At 72.5% G+C, this 17295-nt stretch carries 12 protein-coding genes; 5 read left to right on the top strand and 7 right to left on the bottom strand.

Annotated elements, in window-relative coordinates; all coding sequences use genetic code 11:
* Positions 1-77 precede the first annotated feature (77 nt).
* Positions 78-1430: an extracellular solute-binding protein gene (locus tag AB0A65_RS16010; RefSeq protein ID WP_359951913.1), complete on the bottom strand. Its 1353-nt coding sequence runs from the start codon at positions 1428-1430 to the stop codon at positions 78-80.
* 41 nt (positions 1431-1471) lie between these two features.
* A complete protein-coding gene (locus AB0A65_RS16005; RefSeq protein WP_359951911.1) occupies positions 1472-3109 on the bottom strand; it encodes a glycoside hydrolase family 13 protein in 1638 nt (545 codons plus the stop codon).
* 195 nt (positions 3110-3304) lie between these two features.
* Here AB0A65_RS16005 and AB0A65_RS16000 point away from each other — a divergent pair, with 195 nt between their 5' ends.
* Positions 3305-4324 (top strand): LacI family DNA-binding transcriptional regulator, encoded by a 1020-nt coding sequence (locus AB0A65_RS16000; protein WP_359951909.1) that lies wholly within the window; start codon positions 3305-3307, stop codon positions 4322-4324.
* A 45-nt stretch (positions 4325-4369) separates the two neighbouring features.
* Here the strand turns inward: AB0A65_RS16000 and AB0A65_RS15995 are convergent, their stop codons facing one another.
* The 4 genes from AB0A65_RS15995 to AB0A65_RS15980 all read right to left on the bottom strand — a co-directional run bounded on the left by AB0A65_RS15995 (position 4370) and on the right by AB0A65_RS15980 (position 9311).
* Positions 4370-5719: a GH1 family beta-glucosidase gene (locus AB0A65_RS15995; protein ID WP_359951907.1), complete on the bottom strand. Its 1350-nt coding sequence runs from the start codon at positions 5717-5719 to the stop codon at positions 4370-4372.
* Between the two features lie 28 nt (positions 5720-5747).
* Entirely contained in the window at positions 5748-6818 is a 1071-nt protein-coding gene (locus tag AB0A65_RS15990) for a carbohydrate ABC transporter permease (protein ID WP_359951905.1), read from the bottom strand.
* Positions 6815-7798 carry a sugar ABC transporter permease gene (locus AB0A65_RS15985; RefSeq protein WP_359951903.1) on the bottom strand — a complete coding sequence of 328 codons (984 nt, stop codon included), beginning with the start codon at positions 7796-7798 and terminating at the stop codon, positions 6815-6817. The genes AB0A65_RS15990 and AB0A65_RS15985 overlap by 4 nt, the downstream gene beginning before the upstream one ends.
* A 103-nt stretch (positions 7799-7901) precedes the next feature.
* Positions 7902-9311, bottom strand: coding sequence for an extracellular solute-binding protein (locus AB0A65_RS15980; RefSeq protein WP_359951901.1), 1410 nt, complete (start codon positions 9309-9311; stop codon positions 7902-7904).
* Between the two features lie 214 nt (positions 9312-9525).
* Here AB0A65_RS15980 and AB0A65_RS15975 point away from each other — a divergent pair, with 214 nt between their 5' ends.
* The 4 genes from AB0A65_RS15975 (at position 9526) to AB0A65_RS15960 (ending at position 14714) form a co-directional block, all read left to right on the top strand.
* Positions 9526-10701, top strand: a complete 1176-nt coding sequence (locus AB0A65_RS15975) for an ROK family transcriptional regulator (RefSeq protein WP_359951899.1) — start codon at positions 9526-9528, stop codon at positions 10699-10701.
* A 66-nt stretch (positions 10702-10767) separates the two neighbouring features.
* Entirely contained in the window at positions 10768-13314 is a 2547-nt protein-coding gene (locus AB0A65_RS15970; RefSeq protein WP_359951897.1) for an ATP-binding protein, read from the top strand.
* Positions 13311-13985, top strand: a complete 675-nt coding sequence (locus AB0A65_RS15965; RefSeq protein WP_359951895.1) for a response regulator — start codon at positions 13311-13313, stop codon at positions 13983-13985. Before AB0A65_RS15970 ends, AB0A65_RS15965 begins: the two co-directional genes overlap by 4 nt.
* 147 nt (positions 13986-14132) lie before the next feature.
* On the top strand, positions 14133-14714 hold the full coding sequence (locus AB0A65_RS15960) for a hypothetical protein (protein WP_359951893.1): 582 nt from the start codon (positions 14133-14135) through the stop codon (positions 14712-14714).
* A 6-nt stretch (positions 14715-14720) separates the two neighbouring features.
* Here the strand turns inward: AB0A65_RS15960 and AB0A65_RS15955 are convergent, their stop codons facing one another.
* A complete protein-coding gene (locus tag AB0A65_RS15955; RefSeq protein ID WP_359951891.1) occupies positions 14721-17177 on the bottom strand; it encodes a polysaccharide lyase 8 family protein in 2457 nt (818 codons plus the stop codon).
* Between the last annotated feature and the right edge of the window lie 118 nt (positions 17178-17295).

Here is a 17295-nt window from a genome sequence, read left to right as displayed (position 1 = left end):
CCGCGCGAGGCGGCCCGGCCTGGGTGTCCGCGACACCGGCGGTGCGGGTGTCGGTGGAGGTCATGTCTGCCTTCGGGTTACGCGGCGGCGTCCATGGCGGCCTGGGCGTCGGCCTGGGCCGTCTCCAGGAGCGCGTCGACGTCGGCGTTCTCGTCGGTGAGGATGGACTGGACGACGGTGTCGAGGACGGCGTAGACCTCCTGGGTGGCGGTGACGGGCTCGTTGACGAGCGGCTGGGCGAACACCTGGGAGGTGTAGGGGGCCATCTGCTCGACGGGGACGTTCACGTACTCGGCGATCCAGGACTGCTGCTCGTCGTAGGTGGCCTGGTCGAACACGGGCAGTTCGGGGGCGCCGACGGGCTGGCCGGTCTCGGCCTTGACCTGGGCGTCGGCGACGGCCGCGTCCTGGTCGGTGAGCTTCTCCATGTAGTAGAAGTCGATCCAGGCGACCGCGGCCTCCTGCTCGGCGGCCTCGGCGCCCGGGCTGACGGCGGCGAGGGTGCCGCCGCCGAGGACCCCGGCGTCGGGCGAGTCGCCGAGCGGGAGGACGGTGAGGCCGTAGTCGTCGGGGTTGAGGCCGTTCTGGGTGAACAGGTTCCCGTAGTTGCCGCCGCCGGAGACGTACATGCCGATGCGGCCCGCGGCGAAGTCCTGGTTGATGCCCGCCCAGTCGTACTGGAGGGTGTCGCCCATGGAGTCGTCGTCCCAGCGCATGGACTGGAGCTGGGCGAGGGCCTCGCGCATCTGCGGGGTGTCGATGGTGGCGGTCCCGGCGTCCTCGGTGCGCCCGCCGAGCGCGTCGACGACGGTGGTGAGGATCCACCCGCCGGTGTTGCCGTTGGTCATCACCGAGTACCCGGCCTCGCCGGTGGCCTCGCTGATGGCCTTCGCGGCGGTCTGGATCTCGGCCCACGTGGTCGGCGGGGCGTCGGGGTCGAGCCCGGCGGCCGTGAAGAGCGTCCGGTTGTAGTGGAGCCCTTGGCCGTAGGCGGCGATCGGGACGGCCCACAGGTTCCCGTCGGCGTCCTCGCCCGCGGCGGCGATGTTCGGGTTGAACGCGTCGCGGTAGGGCAGTTCGGCGGTGTACGCGGAGATGTCGGCGATCTGGCCGCGCTCGATGAGGCCGCGCCCGTCGGTGAAGGGGATGACGAACACGTCGGGGAGGGTGCCGCCCGCGAGCTGGGCGGTGAAGGTCCCGGCGGTCCAGGTGTACTCCTGGGTCTCCACGTCGATGTCGGGGTTGGCGTCCTCGAACTGCTCGACGCGGGCGTTGAACGCGTCGATGGCGGGCTGCTCCAGCCCGGCGTCGATGGTGACGGTGATGTGGGTCTTCCCGTCGTCGGGGCCGTCGTCCGAGCAGGCGGCGAGGCCCGCGACGGTGAGGGCGGCGGCCGCCACGGCGGCGGCGGTGCGAGAGGTCTGCATCATTGCTCCTAGTTGGTTCCTGTTGTGCGGGAGGGGTTGCGGTGTCAGACCCGCAGCCACGCGGCGGCGTCGCCGGGGAGGCGGCCGCCGTCGGTCGGGGCGCTGGCGAGCAGCACCCCGGTGTGGGCGGGCAGGTCGACGGGGTCGGCGCCGAAGTTGACGACGCAGCGGACGTCGGCGCCTCTGGTGAAGGCGAGGGTGCCGGGCGCGGTGTCGTCCCAGGCGAAGTCCGGGCCCTGGAGGGCGGGCTCGGTGCGGCGCAGGCGGACCGCGGCGCGGTAGAGGGCGAGGAAGGAGTCCGGGTCGGCCTCCTGGAGGGCGGCGGCGTGCGCGCCCCATCCGGCGGGCTGGGGCATCCACGCGGTGGTGCCGGTGGTGTTGAAGCCGTAGGTGAGGCCGTCGGGGGCCCACGGGAGGGGGACGCGGCAGCCGTCGCGGCCGGGGTCGACGCCGCCGGAGCGGAAGTGCATGGGGTCCTCGCGGGCGCCCTCGGGGAGGTCCTCCACTTCGGGCAGGCCGAGCTCGTCGCCCTGGTAGATGTAGAGGACGCCGGGGAGGGCGGCGGTGAGCAGGGCGGCGGCGCGGGCGCGGCGGGCGCCGAGCGCGAGGTCGGTCGGGGTGCCGAACCGCTTGGACAGAAATGCGAACGAGGAGTCCTCGCGGCCGTACCGGGTGACCGGGCGGGTGACGTCGTGGTTGGACAGGACCCACGTGGCGGGGGCGCCCACGGACGCGTGCGCGGCCAGGGTGGTGCGGATCGACTCGGCGAGCGCGGCCGCGTCCCAGGGGCGGGTCATGAAGTCGAAGTTGAAGGCCATGTGCATCTCGTCGCCGCGCAGGTAGCGCACGAACCGCTCGGTGTCCTCCAGCCACACCTCGCCGACGAGGACGCGCTCGTCCGCGTAGGAGTCGGCGACCTTGCGCCAGCCGCGGTAGACGTCGTGGAGGTCGTCGCGGTCGAGGTGCGGGTGCTCGCCGGGCCCGTGGTGCTCGGCCAGGTCGGGCAGGTCGGGGTCCTTGGCGATGAGGGCCGCGGAGTCGATGCGGATCCCGGCGACGCCCCGGTCGTACCAGAACCGCAGGACCGCCTCGTGCTCGGCGATCACGTCGGGGTGGTTCCAGTTCAGGTCGGGCTGCTCGGGCGCGAACAGGTGCAGGTACCACTGGCCGGGCTCGCCGTCGGGGCCGGCGGTGCGGGTCCAGGTCTCGCCCGCGAAGCTGGAGACCCAGTTCGTGGGGAGCCCGTCCCCGCCCTCGCCCTTGCCGTCGCGGAACCAGAAGCGGTCGCGGGCCGGGTCGCCGGGGGCGGCGGCGAGGGCCTCCTGGAACCAGGGGTGCTGGTCGGAGATGTGGTTGGGGACGACGTCCACGATGGTGCGGATGCCGAGCGCGAGCGCGTCGCCGATGAGCGCCTCGGCGTCGGCGAGGGTCCCGAACGCGGGGTCGATCTCGCGGTAGTCGGCCACGTCGTACCCGCCGTCGGCCTGCGGCGAGCGGTACCAGGGGGTGAACCACAGGGCGTCGACGCCGAGCGCGGCGAGGTAGGGCAGGCGGTCGCGGACCCCGGCCAGGTCGCCGGTGCCGTCGCCGTCGGCGTCCGCGAAGCTGCGCGGGTAGACCTGGTAGATCACCGCGTTGCGCCACCACTCGGGGGCGGGGGCGGGCTGCTGTCGCTCGTGCAAGATGGGTCCGTTCCGTGGGTTGGAGGGCGCGGTCGGGGCGCGCCTGGGCGCGCCGAAGGCAGGGGTCAGTACGCGGTGGAAGCCCAGCACATGCTAGGTTTAGCGCTATACCTTGGTCGGTAGCGTAGACGACGGGTGTCAGACTTGTCAACGGCGGGTGTCCGGTAACCGCTCGCCTGATGGAGAGGAGCCCCCTTGGGCGTCACGCTGAAGGACATCGCGGCGGAGGCAGGCGTCAGCCTCATGACCGTGTCCAACGTGGTCAACGGGAAGCAGGCGAGGGTCTCGGCGGCCACGCGCGAGCGGATCATGCGGATCGTCAAGGACCGCGGGTACGTCCCCAGCGCCTCCGCGCGCAGCCTCGCGGCCCGCTCCTCGCGCCTGGTCGGGCTGCTCGTGCCCGCCGTGGGCGAGTCGAGCCTGACGATCGACCCGCACACCGTCGAGGTCGTCGGCATGCTGGAGCGCGAGCTGCGCCGCCTCGACTACCACCTGATGCTGCGCGGGATCTCCCGCCGCGGCGAGATCACCGAGGCCCTCCGGTCCTGGCACCTCGACGGCGCGGTCCTGCTGGGCTTCAACGACGTCGAGATCGACCGGCTCGACGCCGCCGACGTCGGGGACGTGGCCCTGGTGGCCATGGACTCCTACTCGGCCAACCCCCTCGCCCTGGAGGTCCGCTCGGACGACTTCGGCGGCGCGGTCCTGGCGACCCGCCACCTGGCGGGCCTGGGGCACCGGCGCATCGCCTTCGCCGGGCCCGCGTTCGCCGACACCGGCGTGGTCCACCAGCGCTTCGAGGGGTACCGGCAGGTCCTGGAGGAGTACGGGATCGCGTTCGATCCGGCGCTGGTGTCCGAGGTGGAGACCACGCACGCGGGCGGCTTCGCGTACGGGCGGCGCCTCGCCGCCGAGCACCCGGAGGTCACCGCGGTGTTCACCACCGCCGACATCCTCGCCATCGGGCTCATCGAGGGCCTCGCGGCCGAGGGCCGCTCGGTGCCCGGGGACGTGTCGGTCGTCGGGTACGACAACGCCGACCTCGCGGCCCTGGTGACCCCGAAGCTGACGACCGTGGCCCAGGACCTCCCTGGGAAGGCCGCCGAGGCGGTCAGGCTGATGATGGACCGCCTCGCGGGCGGCCCGCGCCCCGCGCAGGCCGTCTCACTGGACGTGGCGCTGATCGAGCGGGGCACCGCCGGTCCCCCGCCTTGATGTGCCCGGCCCGCGGCGCCCGGCAAGGGCCGCGGGCCGGGAGTCTCAGCGGCCCAGGGACGCGCCGTTGGAGGCGATGACGCCCCGGTACCACTCGGCGCTGCGCTTGGGCGTGCGCAGCTGCGTGTCGTAGTCGACGCGCACGAGCCCGAAGCGCTTGGAGTAGCCCTCGCCCCACTCGAAGTTGTCGAGCAGGGACCACACGAAGTACCCCTGGAGGTTGACGCCCTGCTCGATCGCGCGCCCGGCGGCGCTCATGTACCCGTCGAGGTAGGCGACGCGGTCGGCGTCGTCGACCGAGCCGTCCGCGGACACCGCGTCCTCGAAGGACGCGCCCGACTCGGTGATGTACACCGGCAGGCCCGTGTACTCGTCGGACAGGCGGGTCAGGACCCGGCGCAGGCTCTCGGGGTGGATCTCCCAGCCGAATCCGGTGACCGGGTTCGCCGGGGGCAGGGACCGGTTGCCCAGGTGCGTGTCCGAGGGGTCGGCCTCGACGACGAACCGGTGGTAGTGGTTGACGCCCACGAAGTCCAGGGGCGCGGCGATCGACTCCATGTCCCCGGGCAGGACCGCGTCGAACGCGCCGGTGGGCGCGAAGTGGGCGAGCATGTCCTCGGGGTAGGCGCCGCGGAACAGCGGGTCGAGGAAGAGCCGGTTGCCGCCGCCGTCGGACAGGCGCGCGGCCTCCACGTCCTCGGGCCGGTCCGAGGCGGCCTCGATGTCGGTCATGATGACCGCCGAGCCCACCTTGCCCGCGGGGGCGTGCTCGCGCAGGGCCGCGACGGCGAGGCCGTGCCCGACGTTGAGGTGGTGGGCCGCGCGCAGGGCCGCGGTCCGGTCCTGGCGGCCGGGGGCGTGGACGCCGGCGTGGTAGCCGAGGAAGGCCGCGCACCACGCCTCGTTGATCGGGATCCACTCGTCCACGAGGTCGCCCAGGGCCCGCGCGGTGCGGGCCGCGTAGTCGCCGAAGCACTCCGCGGTGGCGCGCTCGGGCCAGCCGCCCTCGTCTTCGAGGACCTGCGGGAGGTCCCAGTGGTAGAGGGTGACGGCCGAGCGGATGCCCTTGGCGCGCAGGTCGGCCAGGAGCTCGCGGTAGAACGCGACGGCCTCGGGGTTGAGGTCGCCGCGCCCGGTCGGCTGGAGGCGCGCCCACGAGACCGAGAGGCGGTACGCCTTCAGGCCCAGGTCCGCGGCGATCGCGAAGTCCTCCCTCCAGCGGTGGTAGTGGTCGCAGGCGGTGTCGCCGGTGTCGCCGTTCTTCACCTTGCCGGGGGTCGCGGCGAAGGTGTCCCAGATGGACGGTCCGCGGCCGCCCTCGGCGGCGGCGCCCTCGATCTGGTACGCGGCGGTCGAGGCGCCCCACAGGAAGCCGTCGGGGAAGGGACTGGTCATGGTGTGCTCCTTGGTGGTCGGGTGCGCGTCATTTGTCGACGCCGGTGACGACGATCCCCTGGACGAAGACCTTCTGCGCCGCGAGGAAGATCGCGACGGGCAGGGCCAGCGCCAGGAGCGAGGCGGCGAGGATGAGGTGGGGCTCGGAGTTGTAGACGCCGCTGAAGTAGCTCAGGCCCACGCCGATGGGGACGATGTCGCGGTTCCCGGCGAGGTAGAGCAGCGGCTCGAAGAAGTCGTTCCAGGCGTAGAAGAAGTGGAAGAGGCTCACGGCCGTGAGCGCGGGGATCGACTGCGGGACGATGACGCGCAGGAACGTGCGGATCGGTCCGGCGCCGTCGATGCGGGCGGCCTCTTCGAGCTCCCTGGGGATCGTCAGGAAGTACTGGCGCAGCAGGAACACGTTGAAGGCGTTGGCGAACAGCTGCGGGACGATGAGCGGCAGGTAGGTGCCGACCCAGCCCATCTGAAGGAACACCGCGTACTTGGGGACGAGGGTGACCGCCGGGGGCAGGAGGATCGTGGCCATGAGGAGGCCGAAGAGGAGGCCGCGGCCGGGGAAGCGGAACCGGGCGAAGCCGTAGGCGACCCAGGCGGAGGAGGCCACGGTGAGGAGCATGGTGACCACGGCGTACATGAGGGTCCAGCCGGTCAGGCGCAGGAACGAGATGGTGCTCCACGCCTCGGCGTAGTTGCCCCACTGGGGGTCGAGGCCGGTGACGGCGTCGAGGGTGCGCCAGCGGCCCTCCCATTCGATCGGGCCCGCGCCGGGGTCCTCGGGGTCGACGAAGGTGCTCGACTCGCGGCCGGGCTCGATGAGGGCGAGGTCGCGGGTGGTGCCGTCGGGCATGGGCACGGCGTAGACGTCGTGCTCCTCGCCTTCGTACTCGAAGGTGAGCGCGGAGACGGGGAGGACCCCGGTGTTGGGGTCGGAGACGCCGTCCTTGTCCTTGAGGGACGTGGCGATGCCGTATCCGAGGGGCATGAGGAACACCGCGGCGAGCAGGAGCGCGCCGAGGGTGGTGCAGAGCGTCAGGAGGGTGCCGCGGCGCCTGCGGAGCAGGGCGTTCTCGGTGGGCTGCTTGGCCTCGGTGGTCACGAGCGCTCCGTTCCGTAGTGGACCCAGTAGCGGGAGGTGCCGAAGAGCACGCCCGTGAGGACGGCGACGACGATGAAGATGATCCAGGCGAGGGCAGCGCCGTAGCCCATGTCGCCGAAGACGAACGCCTGCTGGTAGAAGTTCACGAGCAGGAAGCGGCTGGCGCCGTCGGGGCGGCCGGTGGCGCCGAAGAGGACCCACGGGACGACGAAGTACTGGAGGATCGCGACCGAGTCGATGACGAGGTTGAAGAAGATGATCGGCGACAGCAGCGGGAGGGTGACGCTGCGCAGGCGCCGCCACCATCCGGCCCCGTCGATCTCGGCGGCCTCGTACAGCTCGGTGGGGATGCCCTGGAGTCCGGCGAGGTTGACGACCATGGACTTGCCGATGCCCCACAGGCCGATGAAGCTGAACGCGAAGAGGACCAGGACCGGGTTGTCGAACCAGCGGATGCCGTCGGTGCCGGTGGCGTGGACGCCGGTGAGGCCGATGAGCCGGTTGACCCAGCCGGTCTGGGGGTTGAGGACCTGCTGCCAGATGAGGACGCCGGCGACGAGCGGGATCATCGAGGGCGCGTAGAACAGCAGCCGGAAGAACGCGGTGGCCCGCAGGTGCTTGGAGTTGAGCAGGAGCGCCAGGCCGAGGGCCACGACCATGCTCAGGGGCAGGAACAGGACCGTGAAGCGGAACGTGGCGGCGAGGGAGGTCCAGGTGTCGGGGTCGGCGAGGGCGCGTTCCCAGTTGGAGGTCCCGGCGAAGCTGGTGGCGCCGGGGTCGGTGAGCTGGAAGTCGAGGGTGGAGAAGACGAGCGAGGCGCCGATGGGGACGGCCGAGAACAGCAGGAAGCCGATGATCCAGGGGCTGATGAAGAAGTAGCCCCAGCGTGCTTCGCGGCGCTGCATCGGCCCGGCGGGCCGTTTGGGGCGGGCGCCGCGCCGCCGCCGCGCGGTGGGGGCCGCGTCGGTGAGACCGGACATGGGTGGGCCTTTCGGAAGGCGGAGTAAGGGGGCGCCGGGCGGGCGGGTGCCGCCCGCCCGGCGGGGAGGGGGCCCGGGGGTCTGGTCCGGGCCCGGGGCGCGGCTATTCGGCGGCGTCGAAGACCGCTTGCAGGTCGGCTTGGAGTGCGGCGAGCTCGGTGGGGATGTCGAGGCCGTCCTCCTGGTTGAACTTGGTGGCGTACTCGGCGAGGACCGCCTCGGATTCGAGGAAGTTGGGCATGCCGCCCTCGTGGGAGGGGTTGTCGACGTAGCTCATGCCCTCGACGGCGGTGTCCCAGTTGATGTCCTGGCCCTCGAAGTTGGCGGCGCCGACGCGCTCGAAGTAGCCGTCCTGGAGGCTGATGCGGGCGGGCATGCCGCCGTAGGTCTGGGTGAGCTCCTCGGCGGCGTCGCCGATGAGGTAGGTGAGGACGTCGAACGCCTCGTCGGGGTGCTCGGTGTTCTTGGTGATCGAGAACGTGTCGGCGTGGAGCTTCGCGGTGGCGGTGCCGTCGTAGGAGGGGACGGCGGCGGTGTCCCAGGTGCCCTCGAACCCGGCCATGCAGCAGGTCGCGTACCACAGGTGGGTGTTGCCCATGGCGAGGTTGCCGGACTCGAACCAGGACCCGGCGTTGAGCATGTCGGAGTCGCCGTAGGGGCCGTTGGGGATGAAGTGGTCGGTCCACATGCCGTCGTAGTACCACTGCTGGGCCTCGGCCCAGTTCGGCGGGATCTGGGCGTTGCCGTCGGCGTCCACGAGGGACCCGGCGCCGAAGAGCGTGGACTGGGCGCGGATGTCGGCGAAGATGTTGCCGAAGCCGAACTGGACGATGTTCGCGGGGTCGAAGTCGGGGCTGGTGGCGTCGTTGCCGTCGGCGTCGACGGTGAGCTGCTTGGCGAGCTCGGTCATCGTGGCGATGTCCCAGACGTGCTCGGCGCCGTCGGCGTCGATGTAGGGGGCGCCGTACTCCTGGGGCGGGTAGGGCAGTCCGGCCTCGTCGAACAGGTCGAGGTTGATGTAGAGGAAGGACGGGAAGACGGCGAAGGGCAGGCCGATCTGGCCCTCTTCCTCGATGCGGTAGAAGTCGACGAGGGCGGGGTCGAAGTCGGTGAGGTCGTAGTCGGCCTCCTCGATGTGCGGGGTGAGGTCGAGCCAGGCGCCGGGGAAGGTGGAGCGGCCGCGGATGCCCATGGGGCCGACGATGTCGGGGGCGTCGCCGGTGGCGATCTGGGTGGAGAGGATGTTGGGGGCCTGGTCGGCGTCGACGATCTCCAGGACGAGTTCGATGTCGTCCTGGGAGGCGTTGAACTCCTCGACGATGGCCTCCTGGGCGGGGATGGTCGGGGCGTCCGAGCCCGCGCCCATGCCGACGAACCAGCGGATCTCGACCTTGTCGGAGGCGCTGGAGCCGCCGCCGTCGAGGCAGGCGGAGGCGAGGAGGAGTGCGGTGCCGCCGAGGGCGGCGGCCTTGGCGGCCGCCGCGCCGCGCCGGCGGTGGGGAGGTGTGCTCACGGGTGCTCCTTGCTGCGGCCGCGGGGGGAGCCGGCGGCCGGGAGGGGATGATGAAACGGTCCTTGCAACGCCGGGCCGGGACCCGGATGTAGGCTGGAACAGTAGGTCTACGACTTACTGTTAAGACTTAGATTAAGTAGGATGACTCGTGCCGTCAATCTCCCCGCAATAACGGCATGGTCCCGGACAGGTAACGACACGGACTGGTGGACAGATGGAACGCCCCAAGCGGATGACGACCCGCGACCTCAAGCTCGGCAACCGGATGCTCCTGCTGCGGACGCTGTACTTCGAGGGGCCGCTCACCCGCCGGGACCTCGCCCCCGCCACCGACCTGAGCACCGCCACCGTCTCCAACGTGACGACCGGGCTCATCGCTGAGGGGATCGTGCGCGAGGCAGGGAAGGTCGACTCCGACGGCGGCAGGCCCCACATCCTGCTCGAAGTGGACCCCGGGCACGCGCTCGTCGTGGGCGTCGACGTCGGCGAGACCCACGTGCAGGTCGAGCTCCTGGACCTCAAGCTCGCCCCCCGGGCCGCCGCCAAGTACGAGCTGGAGGCGGGCCGCCACGACCCGGCCACCGTGATCGACCGGATCGCCGCCGGCGTGGAGGAGGTCCTCGCCGCCGCCGGGGGCGTCCCCGTGCTCGGCGTCGGCGTCGGCATGCCCGGCATCGTCGAGTACGGCCCCGACGGGATCGTCCACGCCCAGGCGTTCGGATGGGACGCCGTCCCCTTGGGGCGCCTCCTCGCCGAGCGCCTCGGCCCGCTCCCGGTCCACGTCGAGAACGGCGCGATGACCATGGGCCAGGCCGAACTCTGGTTCGGCGCCGGGAAGGGCGCGTCGAACGCGATCATCGCGCTCATCGGCTCCGGCGTCGGCTCGTGCGTCGTCGCCGACGGCGCCCTCTACCGCGGCGCCGGGTCCAGCGCCGGGGAGTGGGGCCACACCACGATGCGCGTGGACGGGCGCCGCTGCCGGTGCGGCTCCCGCGGCTGCCTGGAGGCGTACGTCGGCGCCGAAGGCGTCCTCGACCGGTTCCTCGCCGCCACCGGCGCCGTCGACCTCGCCGGCGGCGAGGAGGCCGCACTGGAGCGGCTCCTCGACGACCCCGCCGCGGCCGGCGTGATCGACGAGACCGTCCGGTACCTCGGCGCCGGACTCGCCGACCTCCTCAACCTGTTCAACCCCGAGCTCGTCGTCATCGGCGGCTGGGCCGGGCACCTCCTCGCCGCCCGCCGCCTCGCCGACATCACCGCCGCCACCGGCGAATACGCCCTCAAGCAGCCCTTCGCGACCGCCCGCATCGCCCCCGGGCTCCTCGGCCCCGACGCCGTCGCCAAGGGCGCCGCCACCCCCGTCATCGCGGAGTTCCTCGGCGGCGCCTGAGCGCCCGTTGACACCTTTGACGCGTTCTTGACGGCCGCTGTGGCAAAACGCGGGAATGATTAGCAGGTGCCACGAGGACAACTCCGGATCTACCTGGGCGCGGCCCCCGGCGTCGGCAAGACCTACGCCGCGCTCGAAGAGGCCCGCCGCCGCGCCGACCGCGGGACCGACGTCGTCATCGGCTTCGTCGAGACCCACGGCCGCACCGCGACCGCCGACCTCATCGGGGACCTGGAGGTCGTGCCCCGCCGCGCCGTCGAGTACCGCGGCTCCGCGTTCGAGGAGTTCGACACCGACGCCGTCCTGCGCCGCTCCCCCGCCGTCGCCCTCGTCGACGAGCTCGCCCACACCAACGTGCCCGGCTCGCGCAACGAGAAGCGCTGGCAGGACATCGACGAGCTGCTCGACGCGGGCATCGACGTCATCTCCACGGTGAACGTGCAGCACCTCGAATCGCTCAACGACGTGGTCGCCCAGATCACCGGGGTGCCCCAGCGCGAGACCGTCCCCGACGAGGTCGTGCGCCGCGCCGACCAGGTGGAGCTGGCCGACATCACCCCGGAGGCGCTGCGGCGGCGCATGGTCCACGGGAACGTGTACCCGCCGGAGAAAGTGGACGCGGCCCTGTCGAACTACTTCCGGGTCGGCAACCTCACCGCCCTGCGGGAGATCGCGCTGCTGTGGCTGGCGGACAAGGTCGAGGACCAGCTCGAAAAATACCGCGAGGACCAGCACATCACCGCCGTGTGGGAGTCGCGCGAACGCGTCGTCGTCGCGCTGTCGGGCGGCGACGAGGGCGACACCCTCATCCGCCGGGCCGCAAGGATCGCCGCCAGATCCGGCAACGCCGACCTGAAAGCGGTGTACGTGGCGTCCGGCGACGGGCTCACCAGCGCCCGCTCGGCCCGCAACCTCGCCCGGCAGCGGACCCTCGTGGAGGACCTCGGCGGGACGTACCACCAGGTCGTGGGTGACTCGATCCCCGACGCGCTCCTGGAGTTCGCGCAAGGCGCCAACGCCACCCAGCTCGTACTCGGGGCCTCGCGGCGCGGCCGGTTCGCGCAGGCGCTCTCGCGCGGCGTCGGCGTCACCACCACCGCCCGGTCGGGGAAGATCGACGTCCACCTGGTCAGCCACGAGCGCGTCAGGTCCGTCAAGCGGGCCCGGTCCAGCCCCGGCATCGTGGACACCGCGCGGCGCCGCTTCGGGATCGCCCTCGCGTTCCTCGGCATCCCGGCCCTGGTCACGATCCTCATCCCGCTGCACGAGGACCTGTCGCTGACCACGATGATCCTCATCGTCCTCACCGCCGTCATGGCCCTGACCCTCACCGGCGGCATGTGGCCGGCGCTGCTGGGCGCGCTCATCGGGTTCTTCCTCCTCAACTACTTCTTCGCGACCCCCTACTACCAGTTCAAGATCCACGACCAGGAGCAGCTGGTCGCCCTCGTCGTGTTCGTGGCCCTCGCCCTCGGCGGCGCCGCGGTCGTGAACCTCTCCGCCGCCCGGGCGCGCCTCGCCGCGCGCGCCAGCGCCGAGGCGCAGACCCTCGCGACCCTCGCCGGGAACGTGCTGCGCGGCGGCTCGGGCCTGGACGACCTGCTGGAGCAGCTGCGCGAGACGTTCACGCTCACGTCGGTCACCCTGCTGGAGCGCACCGCGCCCGGCGCGGGCCCGGACGAGCGGCACGACGCGAAGGCGTGGCGGGTCGTCGCCCACGCGGGCACCGCGTGCGGCAGCCCCGGCGCCGCCGAGAACGACCTGCCGATCCGCGACGACCTGGCGCTGGCGCTGCGCGGGCACACCCTGGAGGCGGCCGACCGGCGGATCGCGCAGGCGTTCGCGATGCACGCCGCCGCCGCTCTGGAGCGTGAACGCCTTGAGCGCCAAGCGGAGGCGGTGGAGCGGCTGACCGACGCGGACAAGCTGCGGACGGCGCTCCTGGCGGCCGTCTCGCACGACCTGCGCACGCCGCTCGCCTCGGCGCGGGTCGCCGTGTCGAGCCTGAAGTCCACTGGGGAGCTGTTCACGCCCGGGGAGCGCGAGGAGCTGCTCGACTCCGCGGAGCAGTCGCTGTCGCGGCTGACGGGCCTGGTCGACAACCTGCTCGACATGAGCCGCCTCCAGGCGGGCGTGCTCGGCGCCGACCCGGTGCCGATCGCCCTGGACGAGGCGGTGCCGTGGGCGCTCGACGAGATCGGCGAGGCCGCGGCGGACGTGCGGCTCGACGTGCCCGCGGACCTGCCGGAGGTGATGGCCGACCCGGGGCTGCTCCAGCGGATCCTGGTGAACGTCATCGCGAACGCGCTGCGGTACAGCCCGGAGGGGGAGCCGCCGCGGCTGACCGCGGGCATCCACGGCGGGACGGTGGAGCTGCGGGTGGTCGACCGCGGCCCGGGCGTGCCGGACGAGGACCGGGAGACGATGTTCCGGCCGTTCCAGCGGCTCGGGGACCGCGACAACACGACCGGCGTCGGGCTGGGGCTGGCGCTCTCGCGCGGCCTGGCCGAGGCGATGGGCGGGACGCTGGGGCCGGAGGCGACTCCGGGCGGCGGGCTGACGATGGTGCTGGCGCTGCGGATCGCGGCGTCCGACGGAGAGGGTGCTGAGTGATCAAGGTCCTGGTAGTCGACGACGAGCCGCAGATCGCGCGGGCGCTGCGGATCAACCTGTCGGCGCACGGGTACGAGGTGACGACCGCGGCCGACGGCGCGCAGGCGCTGCGCGCGGCCGCGGCGGTCGTCCCCGATCTGGTGGTGCTCGACCTGGGCCTGCCGGACATGGACGGCGCGGAGGTCATCGAGGGCCTGCGCGGCTGGTCGAAGGCCCCGATCCTGGTCCTGTCGGGGCGGGCGGCGAGCGCCGAGAAGATCGCCGCGCTGGACGCGGGCGCCGACGACTACGTGACGAAGCCGTTCGACATCGGCGAGCTGCTCGCGCGCGTGCGCGCGGCGACGCGCCGGTCGGGCCCGGGCGCCGAGTCCCCGGTGACGGCGATCGGCCCGGTCACGGTGGACCTGGCGGCCCGGGAGGTCCGCAAGGACGGCGACGAGGTGCGCCTGACGCCCACCGAGTGGCAGCTCCTCGAAGTGCTCCTGCGCAACCCCGGGAAGCTGGTGAGCCAGCGCGAGCTCCTCCACCGCGTCTGGGGCCCCAACTACGACCGCGAGACCAACTACCTGCGCCAGTACATGGCCCAACTCCGCCGCAAACTCGAAGCGGACCCGGCCCGCCCGGTCCACCTCCTGACGGAGCCGGGCATGGGGTACCGCTTCAGGCCGTAGGCCGGCAGAGGGCGCAGTCGGCCGTAGGTCGGCAGAGGGCGCAGCAGGCCGTGAGCCCCCGGTTCGTGCCAGCTCGCGCGCCGTACTCCCCCGGGCGCGCTCCGTGCTCCTACAGTGGGCGGTGGACCCCCCCGAAAGGAGATCGACATGAGCGATGCGGACGTGAAACCCGGTGCGCTGACGGCCGGGACCGCGGTCCTGTGGGTCGCGACGGCGGCCCTCGCGGCCGCGGCCGCGGCGCGGGTGGTCCTCTACGGTGCGTTCCAGGACGCGCAGTTCGACGCCTGCGACGCGGTCTTCAACGCCTCGCCGACCGGGAACTGGCCCGACGACTCGTCCCCGTGCGAGCAGTTCAGCCCCATGGGCTGGTACCTGCCGTACTGGGGCGCCGTCGCGGCGGCCGTGGTGTTCTTCGCGCTGCTGCTCGCGGCGGCGGTCGGCACCGGCCGCGGCCGCCAGGGCGCGCGCACGCTCGCTGCCGTCAGCGCCCCGATCGCGGTCGCCCTCTGGGCGGTCCCCGGCCTCCTGAACCTCGGCTGGGTCTTCGCGACCGCGGTCGCCAACGACGCCGACTCCGAGGTCGTCGAGTACCTCCGCGACCACTTCCCGTCCTGGTTCGGCACCGGCGAGACGGCCCTCCAGATCGTCTTCATCGCCGCCGCGGCAGTAGCCCTGTGGCTCCTGTACCGCCCCGAGGTCGGCGCCTGGCTCAGGCGCGGCGAACAGTAGCGGCGCTCAGTAGCGGAGTTCGGCGGTCAGGGTCTGGCCGCCGGTGTCGGTGAGGTCGACGGTGAGGCGGGTCCGGTCGCCGGGTTCGAGGTCGAAGCCGTCGCCGTCGGCGACCTCGCCGGCGGCGAAGGGCAGTTCGATGACGACGGTGCCGGTGGTGCGGCCGGGGTCGGCGACGGCGACCACGGCGGTGTCGTCGCTGCGGCGGACCAGGACCGATACCGGTGCGTCGCAGGCGAGGCCGCCCGCGTCCCCGGCCTCCCAGAAGCGGGCCGCGATGACGCCGGCCTTGGTGTCCTCGACGGCCTGGACGGCGGCGGTGTTGGCGAGGACGCTGAAGCGCTCGCCCCCGGCGAGGGTCGCGGTGGCGGGCGCGTCGGCGGCGGGCAGCAGGATGTACGCGTAGGTCGCGCCGGCGGGCGAGGCGCCGTGGTCGAACCAGAGGGTGGCGTAGCGGCGGGCGTGGACCGTGGTGTCGCCGCCGCCGGTGGTGGGGCCCTGCTCGATGTCGTTCCAGGCGCCTTCGCGGGTCTCACGCTCGCCGCGGAGTCCGGTGGCGCCCTGGGGGAAGACGTAGCCGCCGACGCCGTCGAGGTGGATCCAGCGGGCGCCGGAGAGGTCCGCGGACCAGCCGGGGTCGCCGGGCTGGTCGTCGCCGTTGACCGACAGGAGCGCGTCGCCGTCCTCGCCGAGGTTGCGGTGCTCCACGGTGGTCTCGATCGTGCGGCCGTCCGAGGCGGTGATGCCCGCGCCGAGGGCCACGACGGCGTCGTCCATGACGAACCAGGACTTCTTGGCGCGCAGGGTGGAGCCGTCGGCGACGAGGTCCATGGCGGCGGCCGCGTACCGGTCGTCCAGGCGGGCGCCGCCCGCGACGGCGTTCTCGGGCAGGTGCTTGACCATGCCTTCCTCGTCGGCGGTGACCTCGCGCTCGCGGGTGTCCACGGTGGTGCCGGGGAGGCGGTAGGGGTTCGCGGTGGGCCAGAACTCGTCGCTGTAGTGGACGGGGTCGCCGGGCAGGTACAGGTAGGTCATGCCGTCGCCGAGGTACCAGCCGCGGAGGTTCTCCCAGTTGCCCATCTCGTAGGCGGCCACGCGGTTCGAGGACATGGACAGGGCCCAGGACCAGCCTTCGCGGCGGGCGACGGCGCGGTCCATGTCGGCGAACACATGCGTGTCGGAGGCGCGCGGGGCGGGCTCGACGGCGGTGTCGGCGAGGATCTCCTTGACGCGGCTGATCCCGGGGATGCCGGCCTCGGCGGCGAACGGGAGGGTCTCCTGCGAGCGCTGGACCCAGCCTTTGACGAGGGCGTTCCAGCGGTCGCGGTAGTCGGCGGGGGCGCCGACGGCGAGGAGGGTCGCGGCGGTGACGAACCCGGTGCCGTTGTGGAAGTCGCGTTGCAGGGGGCGGGAGACGCCGCGCCCGTACACGCAGTCCATGAGCAGGCCGTCCTCCATGAACGGGGCGAAGCTCGCCTCGACGGCGTCGTAGAGGACCGGCACGTCCTCGTCGACGATCTCGCCCGCGGACCCGGCGAGGAGCGACACGGCCATGCTGGTGGAGGACAGGAGGGTGGTGCCGTAGGCGGCGGCGTAGGGGACGTCGTCGTGCTGGATGAGCGAGCCGTCGCGGTAGAACCCGTCGCCTTCGGTGACGTACTGGAACAGGGAGTGGCGGCCGTCGTCCACTTTTCCGGAGAGGTCGTCGCGGGCGCGGCGGAGCTTGTCCTCGTCGCGGGCGAGGATGCCGTGGAGGGCGACGATGACGGCCTTGTCGGCGCGGTTGGCGCCGGTCTCGTGGATGTTGGGGTTGACCACGCGCATGTCGGCGTCGGGGCACCAGCGCCCGACGGCGGCGAGGTAGTTCGCGAGGCGGTCGGCGGGGATGCGGTCGTAGAGGATGACGCAGGTCTTCAGGAGCGCCGAGGGCGTGCCGATCTCCCACCAGTACCAGTTGTCGACCTCTTCGGCGTCCTCGTTGTAGCCGCCGTCGTAGAGCAGGGCGAGGGCGTCGACGATCGCGTCGGCGATCTCGTCGCTGCCGTACTGCTCGGTGCCGGGGGTGGCCCAGGCGGTGGCGAGGCGGTAGAGCTGCCGGTAGGAGTTGTTGAAGTTCGAGGCCGAGGAGACGGGCGCGAGGTCGGGCCAGGCGGCGGTGCGGCCCTCGCTGCGGTCCATGGAGTCCCACAGGACCGCCGACTCGGAGCTGATGCGGCTGATCGCCGGGGCGTACTCGGGGTCGTCGGGGTGGATCTCACCGCCGACGAACAGTTCGGCGGCCCGCAGGCGCAGCTGGTCGAAGTCGAGCGGGTTCAGGGGGCCCTCCTCGCCGGTGATGCGCGCGTCGCCGCCGCGGCCGGAGACGTAGGCGGCGATGCCGACGCCCGCGCCGACTCCCGCGAGGCCCAGGGCTCCTCCCAGCAGCAGCGTCCGGCGGTTGAAGGGAGAGGGCGATGCAGGCATGCGGCGTCCAAGTCGAGGCGGCGGGGAGGAGGTCGCCCCAATAGTAGCGGCCGCAATGTGAAGGCTCGGTCCCCCGGTTGACCTGCGCCCCTTCGGTGAGGCACGCGCCACAGTGTAC

It is taken from the genome of Glycomyces sp. NPDC047010 (assembly GCF_040644205.1).
Classification (GTDB): domain Bacteria; phylum Actinomycetota; class Actinomycetes; order Mycobacteriales; family Micromonosporaceae; genus Glycomyces.
The sequence above is the reverse complement of the archived record's forward strand: the minus strand, read 5'-3'. Positions and strand labels throughout refer to the sequence as shown.